Below are 22,217 nucleotides of genomic sequence, written 5' to 3' on the forward strand. Positions count from 1 at the left end.
GCCCAGTACTTCGTAGCAGCACTTCTCATCCTTCGCTTGCGTCGAGTCATGAAACCTTCCCTGCTCATCCTGATTCCACTTGGCGACGACAGTCGCGCGCGCATTTCAGCATCCTTCGATATTCATTACGCCCCCACGCACGAAGCACGCGTTCAATCCATTGCGAAAAAAGGCGCGGCGATTCGCGCCGTGCTGACTAACGGCACGACAGGTCTCACGGCCGATGAAATGGACCGGATGCCTGCGCTCGAATTCGTCAGCGCGCTCGGCGCGGGCTATGAGAACATCGCGAACACGCATGCAAAAGCACGCGGCATCGTTCTCGCGAACGGCGCAGGCACGAACGACGATTGCGTCGCCGACCACGCATTGGCCTTGTTGCTGGCCGTCGTGCGCGACGTGCCGCAACGCGACCGCGCGACCCGCGAAGGCATCTGGCGCGACACGTTGCCGATGCGGCCTTCCGTGTCGGGCAAGCGGCTTGGCATCGTGGGCCTTGGCAATATCGGGCTGAAGGTTGCGCGGCGCGCGGCCGGCTTCGATGTCGACGTCGCGTATCACAACCGCAAACCGCGCGAAGGCGCGACGTTGCGCTATATCGACAACCTGCACGAACTCGCGCGCTGGAGCGACTATCTCGTCGTTGCAACGCCGGGCGGTTCGGCTACCCAACATCTGATCGATCGCACCGTACTCGAGGCACTCGGGCCGAAGGGCTTTCTGGTGAACGTGTCGCGCGGCAGCGTCGTCGATACGGCCGCGCTTGCCCATGCGCTCGCGAACGGCGTGATAGCGGGCGCGGGCCTCGATGTGTACGAAAGCGAGCCGCAGCCGCCGCAGGCGCTGGTGCATCTGACGAACGTCGTGCTTACGCCGCATGTGGCGGGCACGTCACCGGAAGCGATCACGGCTTCCGTCGATAACTTCATCACGAATGCGACGCGCCACTTCGCGGGCGAAGACGTGTTGACACCCATCTGATTGTTCACATCACGAGGACCTTTCGCGCATGGCAAAGCATACGGCACTCATCGAATGGAGCAGCAAAGGCAGCAAGTTCACCGACAACCGCTATAGCCGCGCGCATCAATGGACGTTCGACGGTGGCGCAGTGGTACCCGCATCGAGTTCGCCGCATGTCGTGCGCGTGCCGTTCTCCGATCCGGCGGGCGTCGATCCTGAAGAGGCGTATGTGGCCGCGCTATCGAGTTGCCATATGCTGTGGTTTCTGTCGATTGCCGCAGAGCAAGGTTATGTCGTCACGTCGTATCGCGACGAAGCCGAGGGTACGATGGCGAAGAACGATGCGGGCAAGGAAGTGGTCACGCGTGTCGTGCTGAAACCGGCCGTTGCATTTGCGGGCGCAAAAGCACCGAGCGATGAAGCGCTCGCGCATCTGCATCATCTCGCGCACGACGCGTGTTTTCTTGCCAATTCGGTGAAGACCGTGATCGATGTCGAAGGGAGTTGGAGTTTCGAACAGGTTTGATTTGCGTTCAGGTGCAATCGCCAGACACATATGTCTGTGTAGCAAGCTTGACCTGTTTCTTTCATATAGGCGCGGCCAAACGATTCGCATCAGCGTGCCTTAAGCATGGCGCTTTATGATGCAGTCCCTTGTTTGGCGACAGCGCCGGTAAGCATGTCGCTTTTCGCCAGGTTTAATCCACCATTACCGGTTTTTTCGACTTGCATTCCAACGCGGCACGGTATTTTTGTCGTTATTCAGAATGCTAATAAGGAACAAGTTCAGCATTCAAATCACCACGAATTACCGGTGTGTTCAGATCGCCACAGTCACTCCCGCTGAATGTAAAGGATCGTTACTCACGTAACGGGCGAAATGGCGGACGAGTACCGCGCCTTCCTTCTTCTCACGTCCTCTACAGCGCGGCTCGCGCAATGCCTCCCGTCATCACGCACACGCAATCGCCAACCTGCCGTTGCACGTAGACGTTTTCAAACAGTAACAACCCGCGATATCGGCGAGACCATGATTCCATTAACTTTTTGAGTAACCGATCGCGGCCGTTGTACGGGGGGCGTGAAGCAGTCGGTACTTGTTCGATCAATTCGAGGCGGGCAACCGATCACATCATGAACCTGAATCTGAAAAGGCTCTATCACGTATGCAATCCCGAGCGCGCATGTCTCGACGGCAATCTTCCGTCGCTGCAATGGCGCATTCGTTGCATCGATATCCGCGAACGCCAGGGCGCCGCATTGCTTGCCAATGATCGCGCCGCGGGTCTGATCGAATTTCCGTCGTTGAGCATTCCCGCCGATCTGAACGAAGTCGACGAACTCACGCGAACCAGCGCGGCGATCAACTGGGTGGCTGTCGTCACCAATGCGCATCTCAATGATCCGGAAATCGGACGGATCGTGCGCACGCGCTGCGTGAGTTATATCCGCTTGCCCGCGGCGGCAGAGATGGTCGCTCAGGAACTCGATCGTGCGTACGAGATGTCAGCGGGCGACGGGGGCGAACATACGAGCGCGAACGCGGGATCGGTCGCACTGATCGGCGCATGCGCGGCGATGAGCGACGTGCGTGCGGCAATACGCAAAGCGTCGGAACATGAACGGCCTGTGACGTTTATCGGCGAATCGGGGAGTGGCAAGACGCTGGCGGCGTCGTCGATCCATCGGGGTTCGTCGCGCCGCGAAGGGCCGTTCGTTTCGATCGATTGCGCGGCCTTCTCACCGGAACGCGTGGAAACGGAATTGTTCGGGGAATTGGCTGGCGAGGAGACCAAGGTCGACGAGGGCAATCAGCGTGGCCGCCTCAGCATGGCGGAGGGTGGCTCACTGTATATCGATGGTATCTGCGAACTGCCGCTGTCGGCACAGCGGCGTCTCGCGGACGTGCTCGATACGGGGGCGCGCAACGTGCGCATCATCTGCTCGACACATATCGACTTGCAGCGCGCTGCAGACGAACGTCGTCTGCACGCGCGTCTTTTCTCGCGGCTTTCGCCCGACACGATCACGATTCCGCCGCTGCGCGAACGCGGCCCCGATATCCGCTTGCTCGCCACGCATCTGCTGAAGAGCTTTCGCTCTGATTCCCGTCATGGGATGCAAGGTTTTTCCGTGTGCGCGTGGGAAGCGTTCGACGCGCACACCTGGCCCGGCAATCTGCAGGAAATGATCAATCGCATCCGTCATGCAATCGTTGCCAGCAATGGCCCGCTGATCACAGCCGCGGATCTGGGTTTCGATCAGACCGCGAGCGTACCGATGATCAGCGCATCCGACGATAGCGACGACATTCCCGAGTGGGACGCCGTCGAACTGGCCATCGCGCGAAATCAGGGCCGGCTCGATGAGGCCGCGACGGAGTTGCACATTTCCAGGGTGTTGCTCGCGCGCATGCTGGCCTCGGATTCCCGTCGGTCGGTGGCGACGCCGGGTGAGTTGCGGATGGATTCCGCCTAGCCGCCGGAAAGGGCGCTCGCCTGCGAGCTGGCGATAACCGCAATGCGCTTCACGAACAGTTACACAAACCTTTTTTGTGTAGCACCTTGTCACCTATCTGCGCGCTATGCTTGCCGTCAACGTCGCGGCGCAGTTTTCAAGCGTACCTACCCTGATTACTTTCGCTTCGTTATTGGCTATTTTTTGCGGATTTTTTTATTCCGTCCTATGTGGTATTTCGAATTACCGGAACCTTCCCTGACCCATGAAAGAGCCCTATCGCGCCGTTCACCGCTATCCGCGTAACGACTCGGGACGTGACTTCGTCGTGGGCGATCTGCACGGCTGCTTCGCACAATTGCGCGCGGAGCTGGAGGCGCGCCATTTCGACCCGCAGCGCGACCGGCTGTTCGCCGTCGGCGATCTCGTCGATCGCGGGCCGCAATCGGATAGCGTGCTGGAGACCGTCGAGCAGCTCGGGATCAAGTCGGTGAAGGGCAATCACGAGGACGTGATCGTGCGCTGGCATGCCGGCGAGGAGCAGTCGCTGTCGCTGCTGGGCAACGGCGCCGACTGGCTGCTCGACAGAGCCGATGACCGGGACTGGGTCAAGGCGATCGCCGCTTACATGGCGTCGCTGCCGTATCTGATCGAGATCGAAACCGAGCACGGGCTGGTCGGCATCGTGCATGCGGATTCCCCCGTTTCGGACTGGAACCGGCTGGTTGCCGATATCGAAAGAGAACGGTCGGACGGCAAGACGCGCCGCAAGGCAATCTGGTCGCGCACGCGCTGGAAGGCGCATCAGCCGCATCCTTCGCCGTCGCGCAACACGTTGCGCAGCCTGCTGGACAAGGCGAGGCACAGTGTTCGCGGAGAGGCGCATGTGGTAGGGCGGATCGAGAACGTGACGGCCGTGTTTGTCGGCCATACGCCCGTAACCGGCGTCACCGTGAAGGACAACGTGATCAACATCGATACGGGCGCCGTCTATGGCGGCAAGCTCACGATCATGGATCTTGCCGATCTGCCGCAGTGGGTCGACGTGTCGCCGCGTTCCTCTGTCGCGGACGAGCCAGGTTGGCGCGAGCCGGTTATGGCTCGCAGTGCCACGATCGAACAAGCGCCTGTGGTGAATGTCGATACGGCAAGCGCTGACGTGGCTGCAAGCGAGGCCGACGTCGCACTAGTAGAACATCCTGCACCGTCGGACATTCCCTCTGTAACGGCAGAGCGTCGTGACGACCTGCAAAACGAAACTCCGCGTCTCGCGCCCGAATCCAGACCCGCGCCTGAACCGTTGACGTCGTTCGTGTCGAACGGCATGCACATCACGGTGCGCATGAGCATGCACAGCATGGTGAGCGAACTGAAGCAGGGCGCGAATACCGTCGCCACGCGTCGGCGATAACCGCATTCAATTCGGCGGCGCGTGGCGCGCCGTATCCATTCCAAGCCGTCTGAGCAGATCGCGTCCACGCGCGCTGATCTGCAGTGCGGCAATGCCACCGCGAACCTCGTGTACTTCGACGAGTTCGTAATGGCGTAATGCGAGCACATCTGGGTCGAGCGATTCGATACGGCGTTCATTGCCATTCAACAGCATGAGCGTCGCCAGTTCGTGAGGGCTCAACATCAGGACACCTCCGTGGACAAGTGAGCGAGCAGTCCGGACATGCTAGTCGGATGACACGACAGTTTGACTACGGGTGTGTTTCATCACGTTACGCGGTTACGTCTTTGACGGTGGCGAAAGGCGGCGGCTAGTCCCGCGCATGCAACGCATGCGCGCATGGCGCGGCGATAAATCGACGATGAGCGTGTAACAGGCTTACGCGCGGGTAAGCCCGCTACAGCATCTGGAAAGCACGCGCGCCTGGTTGCGCGGCACTAGCGTGCGTCGTCGGCTGCGACGCGCCAGGCAGGCGCTTCGTCATCGACATGTGACACCAGCGTTTCGAGCGACAGACCTTTCGTTTCGATACCCATCACCCATACGGCCAACGCTGCGACGCCGAACGACAGCGCGCCGAGCGTGAACACACCGCCTTGTCCGAAAATGGGCAGCACCACGCCGACCGCATAGGGGCCGATCAGCGAGCCGACACGGCCTATCGCCGATGCAAAGCCGGAGCCCGTCGCTCGCGCACCCGTGCCGTAGAGTTCGGGCGTGTACGTGTAGAGCACGGCCCACATACCGAACAGGAAGAACTGCATCGCGAGGCCGGTGCAGATCAGCAGCGTCACGCTGTCCGCGTGCAATGCCGTCTGGCCGTACGCATAGGCCATCACGCCGCCGCCGACCAGCGACGCAATACACGTCGGCTTACGCCCCCAGCGTTCGACGAGCCACGCCGCACAAAGAAAGCCCGGTATGCCGCCAAGCGAGATGAGCACGGTGTAGAGCACCGACTTCGTAACCGCGAAGCCCGCCTGCTGCATCAATGCGCCGAGCCACGACGTCAAACCATAGAAGCCGAGCAGCGCGAAAAACCACAGCGCCCATACCATGATCGTGCGCTGGCGGTAGGCGGCGCTCCAGATCTCACGGAACGCGCCGTGTTTCGAAGGCGCGGCCTGGTCGGCGAGCACCGACGGCGCGGGCAGCGAGCGTAGTCCTTTGGACTTCATCACCTTTGCTTCGATCTGGCCGAGCACGGCATCGGCCTGGGCAAGACGTCCGCGATGTTCGAGCCAGCGCGGCGATTCGGGCACGATGCGCCGCACGATCAGCACGAACACGGCGGGAATCGCGAGCAACGCGAACACGGTGCGCCATCCGAAATGCGGCAGCACGAAGAACGACACGCAGCCCGCCGTGATGAATCCGAGCGGCCAGAAGCCGTCCATCAGCGCGACAAGCCGTCCGCGCGAAGCCGTCGGCACGAATTCGGACAGCAGCGTTTGCGCGATCGGAAACTCCATGCCCATACCGATACCGAGCAGCACGCGATAGACGATCAGCGCATCGACGCTTTGCGCCGTCGAGCACAGATACGACGCGACGCCCCACAGCACCATACTCCACTGAAACACCGGACGTCGGCCGAAGCGATCCGCGAACAGTCCCGCGACGGCCGCGCCGAGCACCATGCCGAAGAAGCTCGCGCTCGCGACGAGTCCCGCCATTGCGCTCGACAAACCGAACTCGGTCTTGATCGAGCCGAGCACGAAGGTCATCGTGCCGAGATCGACGGAATCGAAGAAGAACGCAATCGCGATGATGATGAAGATGGTGCGGTGATAGCCGGAAAACGGCAGGCGTTCGAGACGCGCGGCGGCGCTGGGTCGTGCGGTGGTCGGCATGTCATCCTCGGGTGGAGGTTGGAAGAGGCCGGTGGTCCAGCGAAGCACGCTTGCTTCGAGGGCCGGCTCGTTCCAGTAGATGCCGCCATTAATCCGTCATATAGAACAGATTCGGCATTGGGATGGAATGTGTGCGCCATTTGTAATGACGCACACGTGCGCTCATTGCGTATGTGCAGCCACGCTCCGTGCCGGTGCGCGTGCAACATGCTTTGCGCCGCGTGCCGGTGCGCCGTTCGCCACATAGTAGGGCGCGTTGGAGCGCGCGAGCGAATCGCGCCCGCGAATGCGGTCCGCGATTTTCTCCGCGAGCATGATGGTCGGCGCGTTCAGGTTGCCCGTCGTGATGCGCGGCATGATCGACGCGTCGACCACGCGAAGCCCTTCGAGACCATGCACGCGTCCTTCGCCATCGACGACGGCCATGTCGTCGTAACCCATCGCGCACGAGCACGACGGATGAAAGGCCGTCTCGGCACGCGCGCGCACGAACGCATCGATCTGCGCATCCGTCTGCAATTCAGCGCCGGGACTCAGTTCGCGTCCACGGAAGCGGTCGAGCGCCGGCTGCGCAATGATCTCGCGTGTCACGCGGATCGCGTCGCGGAATTCGCGCCAGTCGAGCGCTTCGGACATGTAGTTGAAGAGAATCGACGGATGCGCGTGCGGATCGCGTGAACGCAGCTTCACGCGCCCGCGGCTCGGCGAGCGCATCGAGCCGACGTGCGCCTGGAAGCCGTGCATCTTGATCGCATTGGTGCCGTTATAGTTGATCGCCACGGGCAGGAAGTGATACTGGATGTTCGGCCACGGGTCGTCGTCGCGCGTGCGGATGAAGCCGCCTGCTTCGAAATGATTGCTCGCGCCGATACCCGTGCCTTTCAGCATCCATTCGATACCGATGGCGGGCTGATTGCGCAGCAGCAGTGCAGGGTAGAGCGACACGGGTTCCTTGCACTCGTACTGCATGTACATCTCGAGATGATCCTGCAGGTTCTGGCCCACACCCGGCAGATCGTGTACGACGGGAATGTCGAACTCACGCAGCCATGCGCCGGGCCCGACGCCTGAGCGTTGCAGGATTTGCGGCGAAGCAATCGCGCCGCCGCACAGCAACACTTCACGGCGCGCATGCACGGTGATGCGCACGTCGCCGTCCAGATACACGACGCCTTGCGCGCGCTTGCCGCTGAAGAGAATGCAGTCGGTGGTCGCGTGCGTGACGATCGTGAGGTTGGGCCGCTGCTTCGCCTGGTCCAGATAGCCGCGCGCGGTGCTCGCGCGGCGGCCGTTCGCCGTCACCGTGCGGTCCATCGGACCGAAGCCTTCCTGCTGATAGCCGTTGAGGTCGTCGGTGCGCGGATAGCCCGCCTGCACGCCCGCTTCGACCATCGCTTGGAAGAGGGGATTCACGCCGGGCTTGCTGGTCGTCACATGCACGGGGCCACCGCCGCCGTGATAGTCGTTCGCGCCGATATCGCGCGTCTCGGCCTTGCGGAAGTACGGCAGGCAATCCAGATAGGCCCAGTTTTCAAGGCCTTTTCGTTCGGCCCAGCCGTCATAGTCGAGTGCGTTGCCGCGGATATAGCACATGCCGTTGATCAGCGACGACCCGCCGAGTCCCTTGCCGCGCCCGCATTCCATGCGCCGATTGTTCATGAACGGCTCGGGGTCCGTTTCATAAGCCCAGTTATAGCGGCGTCCCTGCAGCGGATACGCGAGCGCGGCGGGCATTTGCGTGCGAAAGTCGAAGCGGTAGTCGGGGCCGCCCGCTTCGAGCAGCAGCACGGTCACGTCGCGGTCTTCCGTCAGACGCGTCGCGAGCACGTTGCCCGCCGAACCCGCGCCGATGATGATGTAGTCGTACTCTTTCGCTGCCATGCTGCGCTCCCTCAAAACACGGGCTGATATTTGCCCAGTTCGACCTGGATGGACTTGATGCGCGTGTAGTGCTCGAGTGTCGTGATGCCGTTCTCGCGGCCCACGCCCGATTGCTTGTAGCCGCCCACGGGCATTTCGGCGGGCGACTCGCCCCACGTGTTGATCCAGCAGATGCCCGCTTCGAGCTGGTGAATCACGCGATGCGCGCGCGACAGGTTCTCTGTCACGACGCCTGCAGCGAGGCCGTAGATCGTGTCGTTCGCGCGCGCGATCACCTCGTCTTCGTCGGCGAAGGTCAGGATGCTCATCACAGGACCGAAGATTTCTTCGCGCACGATCTTCATGTCGTCGCGGCAATCGGCGAATACGGTCGGCTGCACATACTGGCCACGCGCGTAATCGCCGTCGGTGAGGCGTGCGCCGCCCGACACGAGCCGCGCGCCTTCTTTCTTTCCGCTTTCGATGTAGCCAAGCACCTTGTCCAGTTGCGCCGCGCTTGCAAGCGGTCCGAAATTGGTCGACGGGTCCGACGGCTTGCCGATCCGAATGCGCTTTACGCGCTCGATCACGCGTGCTTCAAAGGCCTGTTGCACCGATTGATGCACGAACACGCGCGTGCCGTTCGTGCATACCTGGCCCGCGCTGAAGAAGTTCGCGGTGACGGCGATGTCGGCGGCGCGGTCGAGGTCCGCGTCGTCGAACACGATCAGCGGCGACTTGCCGCCGAGTTCCATCGTCACTTCCTTCAGCGACGTACCGCCCGCCATCGACATCACCTTCTTGCCCGTTTCGACGCCGCCCGTGAACGAAATCTTCGCGATGCCGGGATGGGCGCTCAGCATCGCGCCGACGCGGCCGTCGCCCTGAACGACGTTGAACACGCCGGGCGGTACGCCTGCTTCGAGGTAGATTTCCGCGAGCTTCGGCGCGGACAGCGGCGTCACTTCGCTCGGCTTGAAGATCATCGCGTTGCCAGCAGCGAGCGCAGGCGCGGATTTCCAGCACGCGATCTGGATCGGATAGTTCCATGCGCCGATGCCCGCCGTCACGCCCAACGGCTCGCGCCGCGTATAGACGAACGACTCCGTGCGCAGCGGAATCTGCTGGCCTTCGATGGCTGTCGCAAGGCCAGCGTAGTACTCGAGCACGTCGGCGCCCGTGACGATATCGACGGCGCGGGTTTCGGCAATCGGCTTGCCCGTGTCGCGCATTTCGAGTTCGGCGAGCGTGTCGTTGCGCTCGCGTAGCAACTCGACGGCGCGGCGCAGGATGCGCGAACGCTGCATGGCCGTCATCGCGGCCCACGCGCGCTGGCCTTCGCGCGCCGATTGCACGGCGCGGTCGATATCGGCTTCGCTGGCTTGCTGGACATGCGCGAGCAGTTCGCCCGTGGCGGGATCGAAGCTGTCGAAAGTGACGCCGCTCGTGGCGTCGACATATTCGCCGCCGATGTAGAGACGTTGCAGGCCGTATCCGGGCATCTGTTTTCTCCTTGAAATGCGGGTGTTCCTGGTGCGCTGCGTTATGAACCGTTTTGCGCGAGCAGCAGGTCGATGTAGTCGTTCGCGAGGCGCAGCGCCGCTTTGGTATCGAATGGATCGCCGGAGAGCGCGCCGCGCAGCCACAAGCCGTCGATCATCGCGGCAAGACCACTGGCGGCCCGCCGTGCTGACGCGCGCGGCAGCTCCTTGGCGAACTCCGCGCACAGGTTCGAATAGAGACGCCGCGTGTTCACGCGTTGCAGACGGCGCAGGGACGGCTCGTGCATGCTTTCGGACCAGAACGCGAGCCACGTCTTCATTACCGGGCCGCTGACCTGCGAGACGTCGAAATTCGCTGCGACGACGGCGCGCAAACGCGCGCGCGGCTGCGGCTTCGCGGCGAGGCGGCGGCGCGTGGTGGCGGCCCAAAGGTCGCGCAGGATATGGCGCATGGTTGCTTCGAGCAGGCCATCCTTGTCGCCGAAATAGTGGCTGACGATGCCCGTGGAAATGTTCGCGCGCTGCGCGACGGAAGCGAGCGTCGTGCCCGACAGACCGGACTGGTCGATCGTGAGCAGCGTGGCGTCGATCAGTTGCGCGCGACGCACTTCGCGCATTCCGACTTTGGGCATAGGTGACTCGCAATGCTCCCGAAAGCCGTCACTCTAGTCGTTTTTTATTGAACGTTCAATCAACAAAAACCGTGCAAACCCGCTTTGTCGGTTTGAGGAAAGCGCGTGTCGGGTTTTGAACACTGGCCGAGGGGGCAAAGGGACTAACCTCGACTCAGCGCCTATTTGCGCATTCAGACGAACATGGAGACGAGACGATGAGCAGCAATCGCGGTGTCGTGTATCTGGGCCAGGGCAAGGTCGAAGTGCAGTCGATCGATTACCCGAAGATGGTCGATCCGCGCGGTCGCGCGATCGGTCATGGCGTGATCCTGAAAGTGGTGTCGACCAATATCTGCGGCTCCGACCAGCATATGGTGCGCGGCCGCACGACGGCTGAAGTCGGCCTTGTTCTAGGGCACGAAATCACGGGCGAAGTGATCGAAGTGGGCCGCGACGTCGAGACGCTGAAAATCGGCGATCTGGTCTCCGTGCCGTTCAACGTGGCATGCGGGCGCTGCCAGACCTGCAAGGAGCAGCATACGGGCGTGTGCCTGAACGTGAACCCGTCGCGAGCCGGCGGCGCTTACGGCTACGTCGACATGGGCGGCTGGATCGGCGGCCAGGCAGAATACGTGCTGGTTCCGTATGCGGACTTCAATCTGCTGAAGTTTCCTGACCGCGACCGCGCGATGGAAAAGATTCGCGACCTCACCTGTCTGTCCGACATTCTGCCGACGGGCTATCACGGCGCCGTGATGGCGGGCGTGAAGCCGGGATCGACGGTGTATATCGCGGGCGCGGGCCCCGTCGGCATGGCGGCTGCTGCGTCGGCGCGTTTGCTGGGCGCGGCCTGCACGATTGTCGGCGACATGAACGAAGAGCGGCTCGCGCATGCGCGTGCCGTTGGCTTTGAAACGGTCAATCTGTCGAAGGACGCGACGCTTGGCGAACAGATCGCGCAGATTCTCGGCAAGCCGGAAGTGGATTGCGCGGTGGACTGCGTGGGCTTCGAGGCGCACGGCCACGGCAGCCATGGCTCGCGCGAGGAAGCGCCTGCCACGGTGCTCAATTCGCTGATGGACATCACGAAGGTGGCCGGCGCAATCGGCATTCCCGGTCTTTACGTGACCGACGATCCGGGTGCTACCGATGCAGCAGCGAGGAAGGGCAGTCTGTCGATTCGCTTTGGCCTCGGCTGGGCGAAGTCGCATTCGTTCCACACGGGACAAACGCCCGTGATGAAGTACAACCGCAATCTGATGCAGGCGATTCTGTGGGACCGTTTGCCCATCGCGGATATCGTCAATGTGTCGGTTATTTCGCTCGACAACGCGCCCGATGGCTATCGTCAGTTCGATGGCGGCGCACCGCGCAAGTTCGTGCTCGATCCGCATGGATTGCTGAAGGCTGCATGATGCGAACTGGAGGGTTCGCATTTCGCAGGTAGAGCTGGTCGAAGTCTCCTCTGTCCCGCTGGACGATGCTGCGTTTCCTTTCGCGAGGAGCGCAGCATTTTTTTGTCCTTCGACGCAAATGAAATGCCGACAGTTAAAAGTCGTGCCGAATCGAGAAAGTCGCGCCTCTTTCGTGCGCGTGATTGAGGTTCAAAAGTGGATCGGCCCTGAACCTCCATTCGTCGTCACTGGCGGCTGCGGGCGGCAGGTTCTGCGAGTCTGACGGAAGCCCGAAGCCATAGGGCAGGCCCGGCGGCTGGCCGGCCTGAACGCTGTCGAGCGGGGCGAGATAGGGGTTGCCCGGTGCATGCCCAACGCGGTACCGCTGCTTGCCCGGTGTGATGCCACTGTTGTCAGGCAGGCCATAAGCTAGGCTAGCCGATTGCATCGAGCTCTTCATGACGTAGCGATGCACGTGACGCTGTGGCGCATACGGCGATGACGCAATGACGGGATATGAGTAAAACAGGATAAATGGGGAATGCCTTTCGGACGTTACGTGGACGTGGTCGTTCGCGAATGAAGTGCCGCTAATCAGAAGCAATAAGGCACCGGCAATCCAGCGAGCTGGATTGCGGTGCGTCACGAACATGATCCAACCGAAGACGGAACTAATCACACTACCGGCCACCCTTGGTTCATTAGAACCCTTACCGGTTAAGGCATTCATAATCCATTTTAGTTCGTTTTATAAGTGCGTTTAATCAAGAGTTGAAGCAGGCGCCGCGCGGGCCGGCGTTGTCCGATGTAGTCGAGGGGTTCGCTGTCGGTCTGCGAGGGCAATCGCACCCGTTCTACGTTGTAGCGAAAGGAAGTGGTCTGGTCATCCAGATTCAATACCTAGGAGCTCCATTCGGTAAAACCAACCTGCGCGTCCCGGCACGCGCAAAAATTCTCCGTCGCAGCGCAGACGTCGACGAGTCACTGAACTAGACGCGGCGGTGTGATGGCTCCATAGTTCGGCCCCACGCCGCCAGAATTAACCGCCTGACATTTATCCGGCTGATTGCTCATCTGTACGAGTATGTAAGGCTTCGATCCGTTATTCGCCTTGAGAATACGCACACATGCGAATGCCACGACTGGCTGATAGCCCGTCGCGACGTTATTGACGACTGGCACCGTTTCGTATTCGCAGGAGTGGTCCCCGTTAGCACTACAATTGTCGACGGACGTGTAGAGCGTGTTCTTTTCACCAGGCTGGATGTAGGTTCCAGGCTGTGATCCGATGCCAAGCGAATCCGTATTCTGGCCCGCGATCAGTCCTCTCACGAACGGGACATCGTTTTGCTGAGTGGTCAGCGTCGTCCACTGCCCCGCTTCGCAGCCGTTCGCCTGATACGTTGACGAAATCTGGAAGACGTACGGCGTGCTGGGCGTCTGATTCACTGTCTGTCCGCTGATAGGTGCGGTGCTCGTGGCCAGCTTCGGCGAGTTGGTCGACGAATTCCAGTAGTTGTCGTAGAGGCATTTGGAGATCGCGACGGGAAAGAGACCACCGGGACCGACGTAACCCGGCCTCGACACGGCAGCTGTTGCCGTCGCAGTGGCCGACAGCGACGACACCCCCACGACCTCCGCCAGATAGACGGGTATGCTGCCGTTCGCATTAGCAGTGCTCTTCGTCATCGTCACCCGAATGGCAGGCAAGTCATTCACGCCAGGCGTAAAGGGCACTCCCTGCAGCGTGCCCGGCTGACCCGTCACGTTCCAGTAGCCTGAGCCGACCTGCGTGACCTTGATCGCTGTCCCCTGAACCTTGTTCGACGTTGAAGCCGTGGCAAAGCCGGATGCCTTTTGTGTCGCAGTGTTCCAGTCAGGTTCGACTGCCGTAGTGTTACTGCACTGCGAACGCTGATACAGACACGGTGCGCCCGCAAGGGCTGCAGCGTCCGCTGCATTCTGCAATTCGTTCCGCGCCACCAGCAGATTGCCAATATCGATCGCCAGTGCCGCGAACCCCAGCAGCGACACCAGACTCACTGCCGTGATCACGGCAACGGAGCCTCGCTGCTTCGCTCTGCTCATCACGTACATGATAGCCGTCTCACTCGTTGTTCATGATCGTGGTGGCCGTCATGACGATCGGCCCCGTAAACGCCGACAGCATTGCGCCCAGGCCCAACCCTGCGTACTGGTACGAGACGGTAACCGTGAGCGGAGTGCCGAACGTACCGCCCACGCCGGAGGGAACACTGACCGTTGGCGTATTGCTCGCGCCGAACGTAATCAGATAGTTCTGGCAATAGGCGAGGACCACGTTGGTGACGTCCTGTTTGCTCGGCTTCGGATTGCGCAGCACGACACCCGCGCGCGCGCCTTCGCGACTTGCATTCGTGATCATTGCCTTGTCGTACAGCGCTACGCCGAACTCGACGATGCTGAAGATGACCAGCAGCAGTAGCGGTAGCACGATCGCAAATTCCACCGCCGCTGCGCCGCGCTGCGCCTTGGGATTCGTCCGGCGCCGTCTGCTCGCTGCAGGCACATCTTCACAAACGCCACTGTCCCGAATCCCTTCGACGACGTTTCCCCGCAGGCACGAACGCCACATGGCGATAAACGGCCCGTGATCAAGCACACGATCTCGCTTCATGAATTCCCCCGTAGTCGCTTCATTTTGTTGCCCGGCAAGGCTGGGCTTTCGTCACGTGCGCCCGGTACTGTTCAAAGCTCGCCGGCGCGGAGTACCCGTGAATTGGCAATTGATATGCCATCGTCGATTGGGCCTTGTACATCTTGACGATGATCGACTGTCGTTCCGGATCCAGCACGCAGAAGTACCGAGGATGTTTCACGCCCGACACGCCTGAACGGCGAGAAAGACGCATGCAGGCGGCGTTTCGGTTGTTAAGGGCTTGATACGCAGAGATGACGATAGACGCCCAAACCGTATCGGGCTTGAAACAGCGTGGGGAATCGCCGGGGGCAACAGCATCCTGATGGCTTAAGCAACCCTTAAGGAGCCACGGCTATAACCACTCTCAGATGGGCACATCATGCACATCCATTCTTCAGAAAAGTGGCTTCGGGCGAAAGACTGTTTAGTTGATTTGGCGCGGCAGGGACGACGGAAGTGTCGCTGCAGATGACAGACGCGATGCATGGCCACGTTCTCCGCGCGGCACAAGGAGCCGAGAATGCAAGTCATTCACAACGGTTTCGGTCATCAAAAGCCGATCAGCGTATTTTTCGTGCTGCTATTGTCGTCGGTCGACGCTTGTGCTGAATCGGTTTGTCCTGCCTATGTATCGCTTCCGACTGGCAGCATTTTCAATCTGGCGCGCCTGATTGCAGACGCAGGCTCCCCCGAACTTGCACTCAGGAAAATTCGGGCTGCGCTCGCGCAAGTGACAGCAGCGGGCGGATGTCCCAAAGCTGAAGAGCCGAATGCATGTCAGGAAACGCTGACCGTTGCAAGAAAGGCCATGGCCGCGCTTCAGGCTTGCACATCGACGGCGTCGCCCGAAGAAACCGCAGAGCAGAATGGTCAGGCGCCGTCGAAATAGCTTAACGCGCTGCTCGCAACAAACGCGCGTTAAGCGAACGCGCGTTTACGAGTGTGCTCGAAATACTTTAACTCGCAAGGCACGGTTCATCCAAACCACCGCTCGTTAGCAATTTCCCTTCTTAGCCTGACCGGGAGGGCAATAGCCATTGCCCGGCCCTCCCTGGGGCTTACCTTGCGGTACGACGACTGCATGAGGCTCATCTGGCACATACACTGCACAGCCAGACAGTCCAGCCACTGATGCCGTCAACAGAATCATGATTATTTTCATTTCGCGCGTCGGGGAAGATGTTTTAAGTCCCCCCGGTCCTCCCAGTTCGGAAGTTGAAATTGATGCCTGACTGGCCGCCCGCCGACACATTAGAACCCCGCGATTGAGTCGCTCCACTCGCACGGTCGGCTTCGACCGTATAGCTTCCAGTAGCACCGACTGCCTGCGACAGCGTGATCGAAGGAATTCATGGAATGTCTCTGTCGTCGTTGCGGCCGCAGGCATTGCGAGCGCATACGCGCCCGCTTCGAGATTGGCGTTCATCGATGCCAACTCGGACGAACAAGGGCGCCTGCGGCGCCTTCTTCGCTTTATCAGCTCGAATGGCTGATGGCAACGCGCTGGCTGTGGTGAAGATTCGCGCTGACCCGTGCATGCGAGTGCGAATGTGAGTGCTCTGCATGACCCGCGCGAACACCCGTCCGGCTCGTTTGCGCGTCGGCGCGATCGGCCTGCGTGTCCGATCGATCCGCCGCGCGGGCAAGGCCGGCATCGCGGTCGGCGGAATTAAAACCGTTGGTATTACTTTGCCCCTTGCTGCTCATGTGGCCAGCGGACATGCCACCCGCGTTGCCGCCCAGCCCACCATGTCCGGCGCCGCCGCTGCTTCCTCCTCCATTGCCGCCTCCACCGCCATTGCCGCCCGCTCCCGCAAAGGCCGACATGGACGCAAGTACCACGAGGCCCGCGGCAATCCATTGCACTGTTTTCATCGTTGCTTTTCCGAGGTCTGCCCGAATGGTTCGATTGTACGAACGGCGCGCACGGGTGACTCCGGGCAGTTGTAATCAACTGTAAATGGCCTGGTCGCGTAGCCACGGATCAGGCATTGATCCCAAGGCCGATTGCGATGGTTCGATTGGATAGACTCCGAACCGATAGCTGCCATCGTTAAGTCATATTCGACGCCTGCCCGCACGCGCCGTAGCACACCCGCAGTCATGTGCATAAGGGCGCTAACTACAAGAATAAGAGTGAAGGGAATCTGGCGTGTACGGCCGAGGTCGGTCCGTATACCGACCTGCGTCGTTTCATGAGGGGGCGGAAGGGAATCCAGGCACACCACATCGTCGCGATTGAGCACCTGGAAATAGTAAGTACAGGTTATACCGAGGCAAATGCCCCGGCTGTACTAATTCCAGAGAGTCTTCACCAAAAGGTTGTTAGCCCTCGCATCACCGCAGAGCAAAACTACCTTGGTGGGCGGCGGGGTGGAAAGGCACAGGCCATTCGCATTGCGAAGCGTATCTTCAGTTGAAGCAAGGTACTCGACATACCGCTCGCGCCACCAGCGGCCACCAAAATGGTACGCCGTCGGGTTGATCGAAGACCAGAATTCGGCCGACTATCCACACGCGCCAATTTCCCCACACGCCGTGCAAAAATCGCAACCGTCCTTGCGTATCACCGCATTTGCGCCGCAATTACCGCATTTACGGCCGTGCATCGTGCGCAGTTCCTGAGCGCCGCGCTGTTCCTCCGCGGCGTCTTCGATTGCCGAGAGTGCGTGATCTGCCGTCGACGCATTGGGATTCGTATGCCCGAGCGGCAGCCGTGCGAGCATACGCGAGGGCACCTGGTTGCCTTCCGCATCGAGAAAGCCGCGCCGATGCAGTATCTGCTGAAGCGCGTAAGCGAGCGCGGCGACTTCCGAATCGTGCCAGCGCGGCGAATGGTGTCCGTCGATCCGCTGCACCTCGCCGAGCCTGACCTGGCCTCGGTCCCATGACACCTTGCGCAGATCCTGCAAATTGCGCGCGACAAAACCGCCGCGCGCGGCGAGCGACAGCGAGCGCATCGTCGCGGTGATCCATTGCTGCGACTCGTCGCGCTGACCGGCGGGAATGAAGAACTCGATGGGCCGTTCGATCGTCACTTCCTCGCCGCCGACGCGTCCCGTCACTTCGATGAACGACACGGCCAGATACAACGACTTCTTGCCGGCAGCCGTCAGGTACTCCACTTTCTCGATGATCGCGGGCAATTCCCCTCTCGGTCGATGATCGATTGCAACGCGCAGCGGGTCGAGATCGATTTCCGCGAGGGCATCATCGGGCGTGGCGGCGGGTTCCTGCGTCACGCTGAGCACGGCGCCGAGCGTTTCGTTTGGCCGATACGTTGCAAGACCTTTCAGGCCGCTTTTCCATGCATCGAAATAGAGGCTTTCGAAAGCGTCGAACGGATAGTCGGCGGGTACGTTGACGGTTTTCGAAATGGACGTGTCGATATACGGTTGCACGGCCGCCATCATGTCCAGATGATCGCGCGCGGACATTTCGAGCGCGCTGACGAAATAGTCCGGCAGATGGGCGACATCGCCGCCAAGCTCACGATAAAGACGGTACGCATGATCTTCGACTGCGAACTGCTCGCGGCTACCATTCGCCATCACCTTCATGCGCGTGTACGTCCACGAGAACGCTGGCTCGATACCGTTCGACGCGTTGTCCGCGAACGCCAGGCTGACCGTGCCCGTCGGCGCAATGGAGAGCAGATGGCTGTTGCGAATGCCGTGCGTGCGGATGGCGTCCTTGATGTCATCGGGCAGGCGCGACGCGAACGTGCCTTCTTCCAGATATTGCTTCGCGTTGAAGAGCGTAAACGCGCCGCGCTCGCGCGCGAGTTCGACGGATGCGCGATACGCTTCGTCGCGCATCAGGCGCGCGATGCGCACCGCGAAATCGCGGCCTTCTTGCGAGTTGTAGCGCAGTCCCATCATCACGAGCGTGTCGCCGAGTCCTGTGAAGCCGACGCCGATGCGGCGCTTTGCGCGCGACTCGTCGTATTGCTGCGGCAGCGGCCAGAGCGTCACGTCGAGCACGTCGTCGAGAAAGCGTACGTGGGTGCGCGTCCGTTGCGCGAGCGCGTCCCAGTCGAACGACGGCGTGCCGCCATGCCGCTGCGCGAACGGATCGCTTACGAAACGCGTCAGGTTCAGCGGGCCGAGGTTGCAACAGCCGTAGGGCGGCAGTGGTTGCTCGCCGCATGGGTTTGTCGCACGGATCGTTTCGACGGCGCGCAGGTTGTTGTCGTCGTTCATGCGCGAGATGAATACGATACCCGGCTCTGCGATATCGTAGGTCGAGCGCATGATGCGATCGAAGATCTCTTTCGCGCGCCGTTCGCTGTAGACCCACATGCCGTCTTCGCGCTTATGCATGTCGTTGGCTGCACGCATGGCCGGAGTCGGTTCCGCGCGATGCACGAGTTGCCACATCTCGTCGTTCTCGACGGCTCGCATGAATTCGTCGCTGACGGCGACGGACACATTGAAGTTGTTCCAGCGGCCTTTCGAATGTTTGGCCTCGATGAATTCGAGCAGGTCGGGGTGCGTGCAGTCGAGCACGGCCATTTGCGCGCCGCGCCGTGAGCCGGCGCTTTCAACGGTGCGGCAGGACGCGTCGAATACGTCGATATAGCTGCAGGGTCCTGACGCTGACGAACTGGTCGTTTTTACGCGTGCGCCGTGCGGACGGATCGCCGAGAAGTTGTAGCCGACGCCGCCACCGCGGCGCATGGTTTCGGCGGCTTGCAGTAGCGCGACGTAGATGCCGGGCAAGCCCTGTTCGTCGACGCCTTGAATGCTGTCGCCGACCGGTTGCACGAAGCAGTTGATCAGCGTCGCGGCGATGCCTGAGCCTGCGGCGCTCATGATGCGGCCGGCGCCGAGTGCGCCGTTCTGGAGGTTCTCGACGAAGCGCGCTTCTATTGAGGGGCGCAGGGCTTCGGGCTCGGCCATCGCGACTCCGCGCGCGACGCGGTGGTAGACGTCGTCGGCGGTTTGTTCGTCGCCCTTGGCGTATTTTTCTTGCAGGACGTCGAGGGAGAATTGCTGCGGCGCGATGGGGGTTTTGCGTTTGTCTTGTTGTTGTAGGGGCTGCGGTTGCTGCAGTTGCGTCGGTTCGTTGTCGGTGTCAGCCATGAGAAGCCTCAGAGGCAGTGGTGCGCGACGCCCGGTCGCTGTGAGGGTTCACCTTATCTCACTACGCAGGGGTGTGCAAACCGCACACGGACGGTTTTTGATGTGGGGTGAATGATTTTGGGTTTTTCGCTTGGATCCGCCGATGGCGGTGTTTGCTGCGCACGCTGTTTGGTTTATTTGCCTTTGCGCTGGCATCCGCGATTTGTTAGCGTGCTTCACGCGTCGCCCCTGTGCGGGGCGGCACCTACTTTTCTTTGCCGCCGCAAAGAAAAGTAGGCAAAAGAAAGCGGCTAACACCGCCAGTTCTTGTGTTTGCCTGAGGGCCCCCACAGGGTCTTATGCTTCACACGGCAGCATCTCTGTTCGCGTTCGTTGCCAACGCTTCGAATGAACGCCTCACCCGCTTCAAATACCCGTACTCGGGCAAGCGGCAGCGAATGGTATGTGCCGCCCAGGTGGCAAACTGTGTGTAGGTTGTCGCGTCGTACAGGGTAGCGCTCTAACAGGGTGGAACGCGTGCGCTATCAGTCCGAAGTGAGGCGCGTGGAGCACAAGGGGCCGACACACAGTTTGCCACCTGGGCGGCGGTGGAATAACTGGCGTGGCATACGGTACTGCGGGAGCTTGAAGCGGGTGAGGCGCCAATTAAGAGCGCTGGCAACGAGCATGAGTCATGTGGTTGCCGTGTGAAGCGTAAGACCCGTTGGGGGCCCTCAGGCAGGAAGAAGAGTTGGCGGTGTGAGCCGCTTTCTTTTGCCTACTTTTCTTTGCGGCGGCAAAGAAAAGTAGGTGCCGCCCCGCACAGGGGCGACGCGTGAAGCGAGCTAACGAATCGCGGATGCCATCGCAAACACAAGACCATCAAAGCGCTTGCACAGCAAAAACCGCTACAAAAACCACCCAGCGTCGCAGACAACAAAAAAGCCATCACGCATGCACAACAACCCCACCAATCGAATTACTAATCACCGCATGCGCGAGAGGCGCGACTTGCTTCCTCCGCTCCCTGGTAGGAGCCGTACCAAACGCATCCCGATAGCTCTTACTAAAATGACATGCCGACTGAAACCCACAAGCCATAGTGATATGCATGATCGACATATCAGTCTGCAACAAAAGCTCCCGCGCGCGCCTTAACCGCAAAGTCAGATAGTAATGAGTCGGCGTCATCCCAAGATGCTCACGGAACAGCCGCTGCAACTGCCGTTGCGACATATTCGCAAGCCTCGCGAGTTCCTCCCGCGAAAGCGGCTCTTCGATATTGTTCTCCATCAAGGCAATGACTTCGAACAACGACTTGTTCGCCGACCCAAGCCGCGCCACCAATGGCATCCGTTGCTGCGCGTTGTTGTCGCGCACATGCTCGACGATGAACTGCTCGGCAATCTGCGTCACACGCGGCGTGCCGACGCGCGCGGCAATCAGGTTCAGCATCATGTCGAGCGGCGCGACCCCGCCCGTGCAAGTCACCCGATCGCGATCGATTACGAAAAGCTCTTTCAGAAACCGAATGTCGGGAAACTCTTCCTTGAGCGCCGACATGTTCTCCCAGTGAATCGCGCAAGCATAGCCCGCGAGTAATCCCGACTTGGCGAGCGCATACGTGCCCGTACACAGGCTACCCAGCGCGACGCCCGCCCGTGCGAAGCGGCGCAGCGCCGACAGATGCTCGGGCGTGGTCACGCGTTGCACGTCGATGCCGCCGCATACGAACACGATATCGGGCGTACCCACGCAATCGGCCGGGCCAGTATCCACAGACAGACCGTTGCTTGCGCTGACAGGGCCCCCGTCCGGGCTGATGACCGACCAGCGGTAGAGCGTTTGCCCGCTCAGATAGTTGGCCATGCGCAGCACCTCGATCGCATTCGTGAACGCGATCATCGTGAAGTTGGGCAGCGGCATGAACGCGAAGTGCGACAACGACGCGGTTCGATCGGGGGACATGGTTCGGGCGTTCCTTCTGCTCGATGTTCTGTTACGGCCGAGTGGGGAGACGGCCTTTCTTATTCTGCGAGTGAGCGCAACAAGCATGCCATACGGCTAAACCCTGGCTGGATAACCTCGATGCGGCAGTGCATTCGCGGGATCGCACCGGCGCTGTGCAATGCCCGCACTGTCTGCGAGCCTGTCGCGCTCTCAAGCGGTGCCGTTTGCGCGAACAAATAGTAGCCGGGCGCTGCGATGCACCATGGCGTAAACACATCAATTTACTCCATTGACACTGCTGATAAGCACGACCGGTCGCTTTCCGTCACTTGTCCAAAACGGACTTGCATGGCGGAAAAGGCAAAGAACGCGTCTGAAATCATAAATTGACGGGTCAGGCGAAAGACAAGAATAGAGTCGTCGGTGGA

At 60.8% G+C, this 22,217-nt stretch carries 17 protein-coding genes; 6 read left to right on the forward strand and 11 right to left on the reverse strand.

Features of this window, described 5'->3' with window-relative positions; all coding sequences use genetic code 11:
• Positions 1-48 precede the first annotated feature (48 nt).
• The 4 genes from C2L65_RS21325 (at position 49) to C2L65_RS21340 (ending at position 4,831) form a co-directional block, all read left to right on the forward strand.
• Positions 49-981, forward strand: a complete 933-nt coding sequence (locus C2L65_RS21325; RefSeq protein ID WP_042313956.1) for a 2-hydroxyacid dehydrogenase — start codon at positions 49-51, stop codon at positions 979-981.
• A gap of 28 nt (positions 982-1,009) precedes the next feature.
• Entirely contained in the window at positions 1,010-1,489 is a 480-nt protein-coding gene (locus C2L65_RS21330) for an OsmC family protein (RefSeq protein WP_042313958.1), read from the forward strand.
• A gap of 608 nt (positions 1,490-2,097) precedes the next feature.
• Positions 2,098-3,441: a sigma-54-dependent transcriptional regulator gene (locus C2L65_RS21335; protein ID WP_042313961.1), complete on the forward strand. Its 1,344-nt coding sequence runs from the start codon at positions 2,098-2,100 to the stop codon at positions 3,439-3,441.
• A gap of 244 nt (positions 3,442-3,685) precedes the next feature.
• Positions 3,686-4,831: a metallophosphoesterase gene (locus C2L65_RS21340; protein ID WP_042313963.1), complete on the forward strand. Its 1,146-nt coding sequence runs from the start codon at positions 3,686-3,688 to the stop codon at positions 4,829-4,831.
• A 6-nt stretch (positions 4,832-4,837) separates the two neighbouring features.
• On the opposite strand, the gene C2L65_RS21345 is transcribed toward C2L65_RS21340, so the two are convergent.
• The 5 genes from C2L65_RS21345 to betI form a co-directional block, all read right to left on the reverse strand.
• Positions 4,838-5,056 carry a hypothetical protein gene (locus tag C2L65_RS21345; RefSeq protein ID WP_042313966.1) on the reverse strand — a complete coding sequence of 73 codons (219 nt, stop codon included), beginning with the start codon at positions 5,054-5,056 and terminating at the stop codon, positions 4,838-4,840.
• Positions 5,057-5,310: 254 nt separating this feature from the next.
• A complete protein-coding gene (locus C2L65_RS21350; RefSeq protein ID WP_042313968.1) occupies positions 5,311-6,726 on the reverse strand; it encodes an MFS transporter in 1,416 nt (471 codons plus the stop codon).
• A 162-nt stretch (positions 6,727-6,888) separates the two neighbouring features.
• On the reverse strand, positions 6,889-8,607 hold the full coding sequence (betA, locus tag C2L65_RS21355; protein WP_042313972.1) for a choline dehydrogenase: 1,719 nt from the start codon (positions 8,605-8,607) through the stop codon (positions 6,889-6,891).
• 11 nt (positions 8,608-8,618) lie between these two features.
• Positions 8,619-10,088, reverse strand: coding sequence for a betaine-aldehyde dehydrogenase (gene betB / locus C2L65_RS21360; protein ID WP_042313974.1), 1,470 nt, complete (start codon positions 10,086-10,088; stop codon positions 8,619-8,621).
• A 41-nt stretch (positions 10,089-10,129) separates the two neighbouring features.
• On the reverse strand, positions 10,130-10,720 hold the full coding sequence (gene betI / locus C2L65_RS21365) for a transcriptional regulator BetI (protein WP_042313977.1): 591 nt from the start codon (positions 10,718-10,720) through the stop codon (positions 10,130-10,132).
• Between the two features lie 197 nt (positions 10,721-10,917).
• On the opposite strand from betI, the gene fdhA reads away from it, so the two are divergent.
• Positions 10,918-12,117 (forward strand): formaldehyde dehydrogenase, glutathione-independent, encoded by a 1,200-nt coding sequence (fdhA, locus tag C2L65_RS21370; protein WP_042313979.1) that lies wholly within the window; start codon positions 10,918-10,920, stop codon positions 12,115-12,117.
• Positions 12,118-12,250: 133 nt separating this feature from the next.
• On the opposite strand, the gene C2L65_RS21375 is transcribed toward fdhA, so the two are convergent.
• From C2L65_RS21375 to C2L65_RS21385, 3 genes are all read right to left on the reverse strand, one after another.
• Complete coding sequence (locus C2L65_RS21375) at positions 12,251-12,748, reverse strand: hypothetical protein (protein ID WP_233446587.1); 498 nt, start codon at positions 12,746-12,748, stop codon at positions 12,251-12,253.
• 329 nt (positions 12,749-13,077) lie between these two features.
• Positions 13,078-14,193 carry a TadG family pilus assembly protein gene (locus tag C2L65_RS21380; RefSeq protein ID WP_042313982.1) on the reverse strand — a complete coding sequence of 372 codons (1,116 nt, stop codon included), beginning with the start codon at positions 14,191-14,193 and terminating at the stop codon, positions 13,078-13,080.
• Between the two features lie 10 nt (positions 14,194-14,203).
• Positions 14,204-14,569 (reverse strand): TadE/TadG family type IV pilus assembly protein, encoded by a 366-nt coding sequence (locus tag C2L65_RS21385; RefSeq protein WP_229514539.1) that lies wholly within the window; start codon positions 14,567-14,569, stop codon positions 14,204-14,206.
• Positions 14,570-15,296: 727 nt separating this feature from the next.
• Between C2L65_RS21385 and C2L65_RS21390 the strand changes: the two genes are divergently transcribed.
• The gene (locus C2L65_RS21390; protein ID WP_042314009.1) at positions 15,297-15,665 is read left to right on the forward strand and encodes a hypothetical protein; all 369 of its coding nucleotides are present in this window, start codon (positions 15,297-15,299) and stop codon (positions 15,663-15,665) included.
• Between the two features lie 587 nt (positions 15,666-16,252).
• Here C2L65_RS21390 and C2L65_RS46650 read toward each other — a convergent pair.
• The 3 genes from C2L65_RS46650 to C2L65_RS21410 form a co-directional block, all read right to left on the reverse strand.
• Positions 16,253-16,651, reverse strand: a complete 399-nt coding sequence (locus C2L65_RS46650; protein WP_042313987.1) for a hypothetical protein — start codon at positions 16,649-16,651, stop codon at positions 16,253-16,255.
• 632 nt (positions 16,652-17,283) lie between these two features.
• Positions 17,284-19,860 carry an adenosylcobalamin-dependent ribonucleoside-diphosphate reductase gene (locus C2L65_RS21405; protein ID WP_233446588.1) on the reverse strand — a complete coding sequence of 859 codons (2,577 nt, stop codon included), beginning with the start codon at positions 19,858-19,860 and terminating at the stop codon, positions 17,284-17,286.
• A 927-nt stretch (positions 19,861-20,787) separates the two neighbouring features.
• Positions 20,788-21,807 carry a GlxA family transcriptional regulator gene (locus C2L65_RS21410; protein WP_042314018.1) on the reverse strand — a complete coding sequence of 340 codons (1,020 nt, stop codon included), beginning with the start codon at positions 21,805-21,807 and terminating at the stop codon, positions 20,788-20,790.
• Positions 21,808-22,217: the final 410 nt, after the last annotated feature.

Source organism: Paraburkholderia terrae, from assembly GCF_002902925.1.
GTDB lineage: Bacteria > Pseudomonadota > Gammaproteobacteria > Burkholderiales > Burkholderiaceae > Paraburkholderia > Paraburkholderia terrae.

Coding starts and splice junctions, on each gene's coding strand:
- C2L65_RS21325 (WP_042313956.1), top strand. CDS start 49: ATGAAACCTTCCCTGCTCATCCTGATTCCACTTGGCGACGACAGTCGC.
- C2L65_RS21410 (WP_042314018.1), bottom strand. CDS start 21,807: ATGTCCCCCGATCGAACCGCGTCGTTGTCGCACTTCGCGTTCATGCCG.
- betA (WP_042313972.1), bottom strand. CDS start 8,607: ATGGCAGCGAAAGAGTACGACTACATCATCATCGGCGCGGGTTCGGCG.
- C2L65_RS21335 (WP_042313961.1), top strand. CDS start 2,098: ATGAACCTGAATCTGAAAAGGCTCTATCACGTATGCAATCCCGAGCGC.
- C2L65_RS21390 (WP_042314009.1), top strand. CDS start 15,297: ATGCAAGTCATTCACAACGGTTTCGGTCATCAAAAGCCGATCAGCGTA.
- C2L65_RS21350 (WP_042313968.1), bottom strand. CDS start 6,726: ATGCCGACCACCGCACGACCCAGCGCCGCCGCGCGTCTCGAACGCCTG.
- betI (WP_042313977.1), bottom strand. CDS start 10,720: ATGCCCAAAGTCGGAATGCGCGAAGTGCGTCGCGCGCAACTGATCGAC.
- C2L65_RS46650 (WP_042313987.1), bottom strand. CDS start 16,651: ATGAAAACAGTGCAATGGATTGCCGCGGGCCTCGTGGTACTTGCGTCC.
- fdhA (WP_042313979.1), top strand. CDS start 10,918: ATGAGCAGCAATCGCGGTGTCGTGTATCTGGGCCAGGGCAAGGTCGAA.
- C2L65_RS21340 (WP_042313963.1), top strand. CDS start 3,686: ATGAAAGAGCCCTATCGCGCCGTTCACCGCTATCCGCGTAACGACTCG.
- C2L65_RS21380 (WP_042313982.1), bottom strand. CDS start 14,193: ATGTACGTGATGAGCAGAGCGAAGCAGCGAGGCTCCGTTGCCGTGATC.
- C2L65_RS21345 (WP_042313966.1), bottom strand. CDS start 5,056: ATGTTGAGCCCTCACGAACTGGCGACGCTCATGCTGTTGAATGGCAAT.
- C2L65_RS21330 (WP_042313958.1), top strand. CDS start 1,010: ATGGCAAAGCATACGGCACTCATCGAATGGAGCAGCAAAGGCAGCAAG.
- C2L65_RS21375 (WP_233446587.1), bottom strand. CDS start 12,748: ATGTTCGTGACGCACCGCAATCCAGCTCGCTGGATTGCCGGTGCCTTA.
- betB (WP_042313974.1), bottom strand. CDS start 10,088: ATGCCCGGATACGGCCTGCAACGTCTCTACATCGGCGGCGAATATGTC.
- C2L65_RS21405 (WP_233446588.1), bottom strand. CDS start 19,860: ATGGCTGACACCGACAACGAACCGACGCAACTGCAGCAACCGCAGCCC.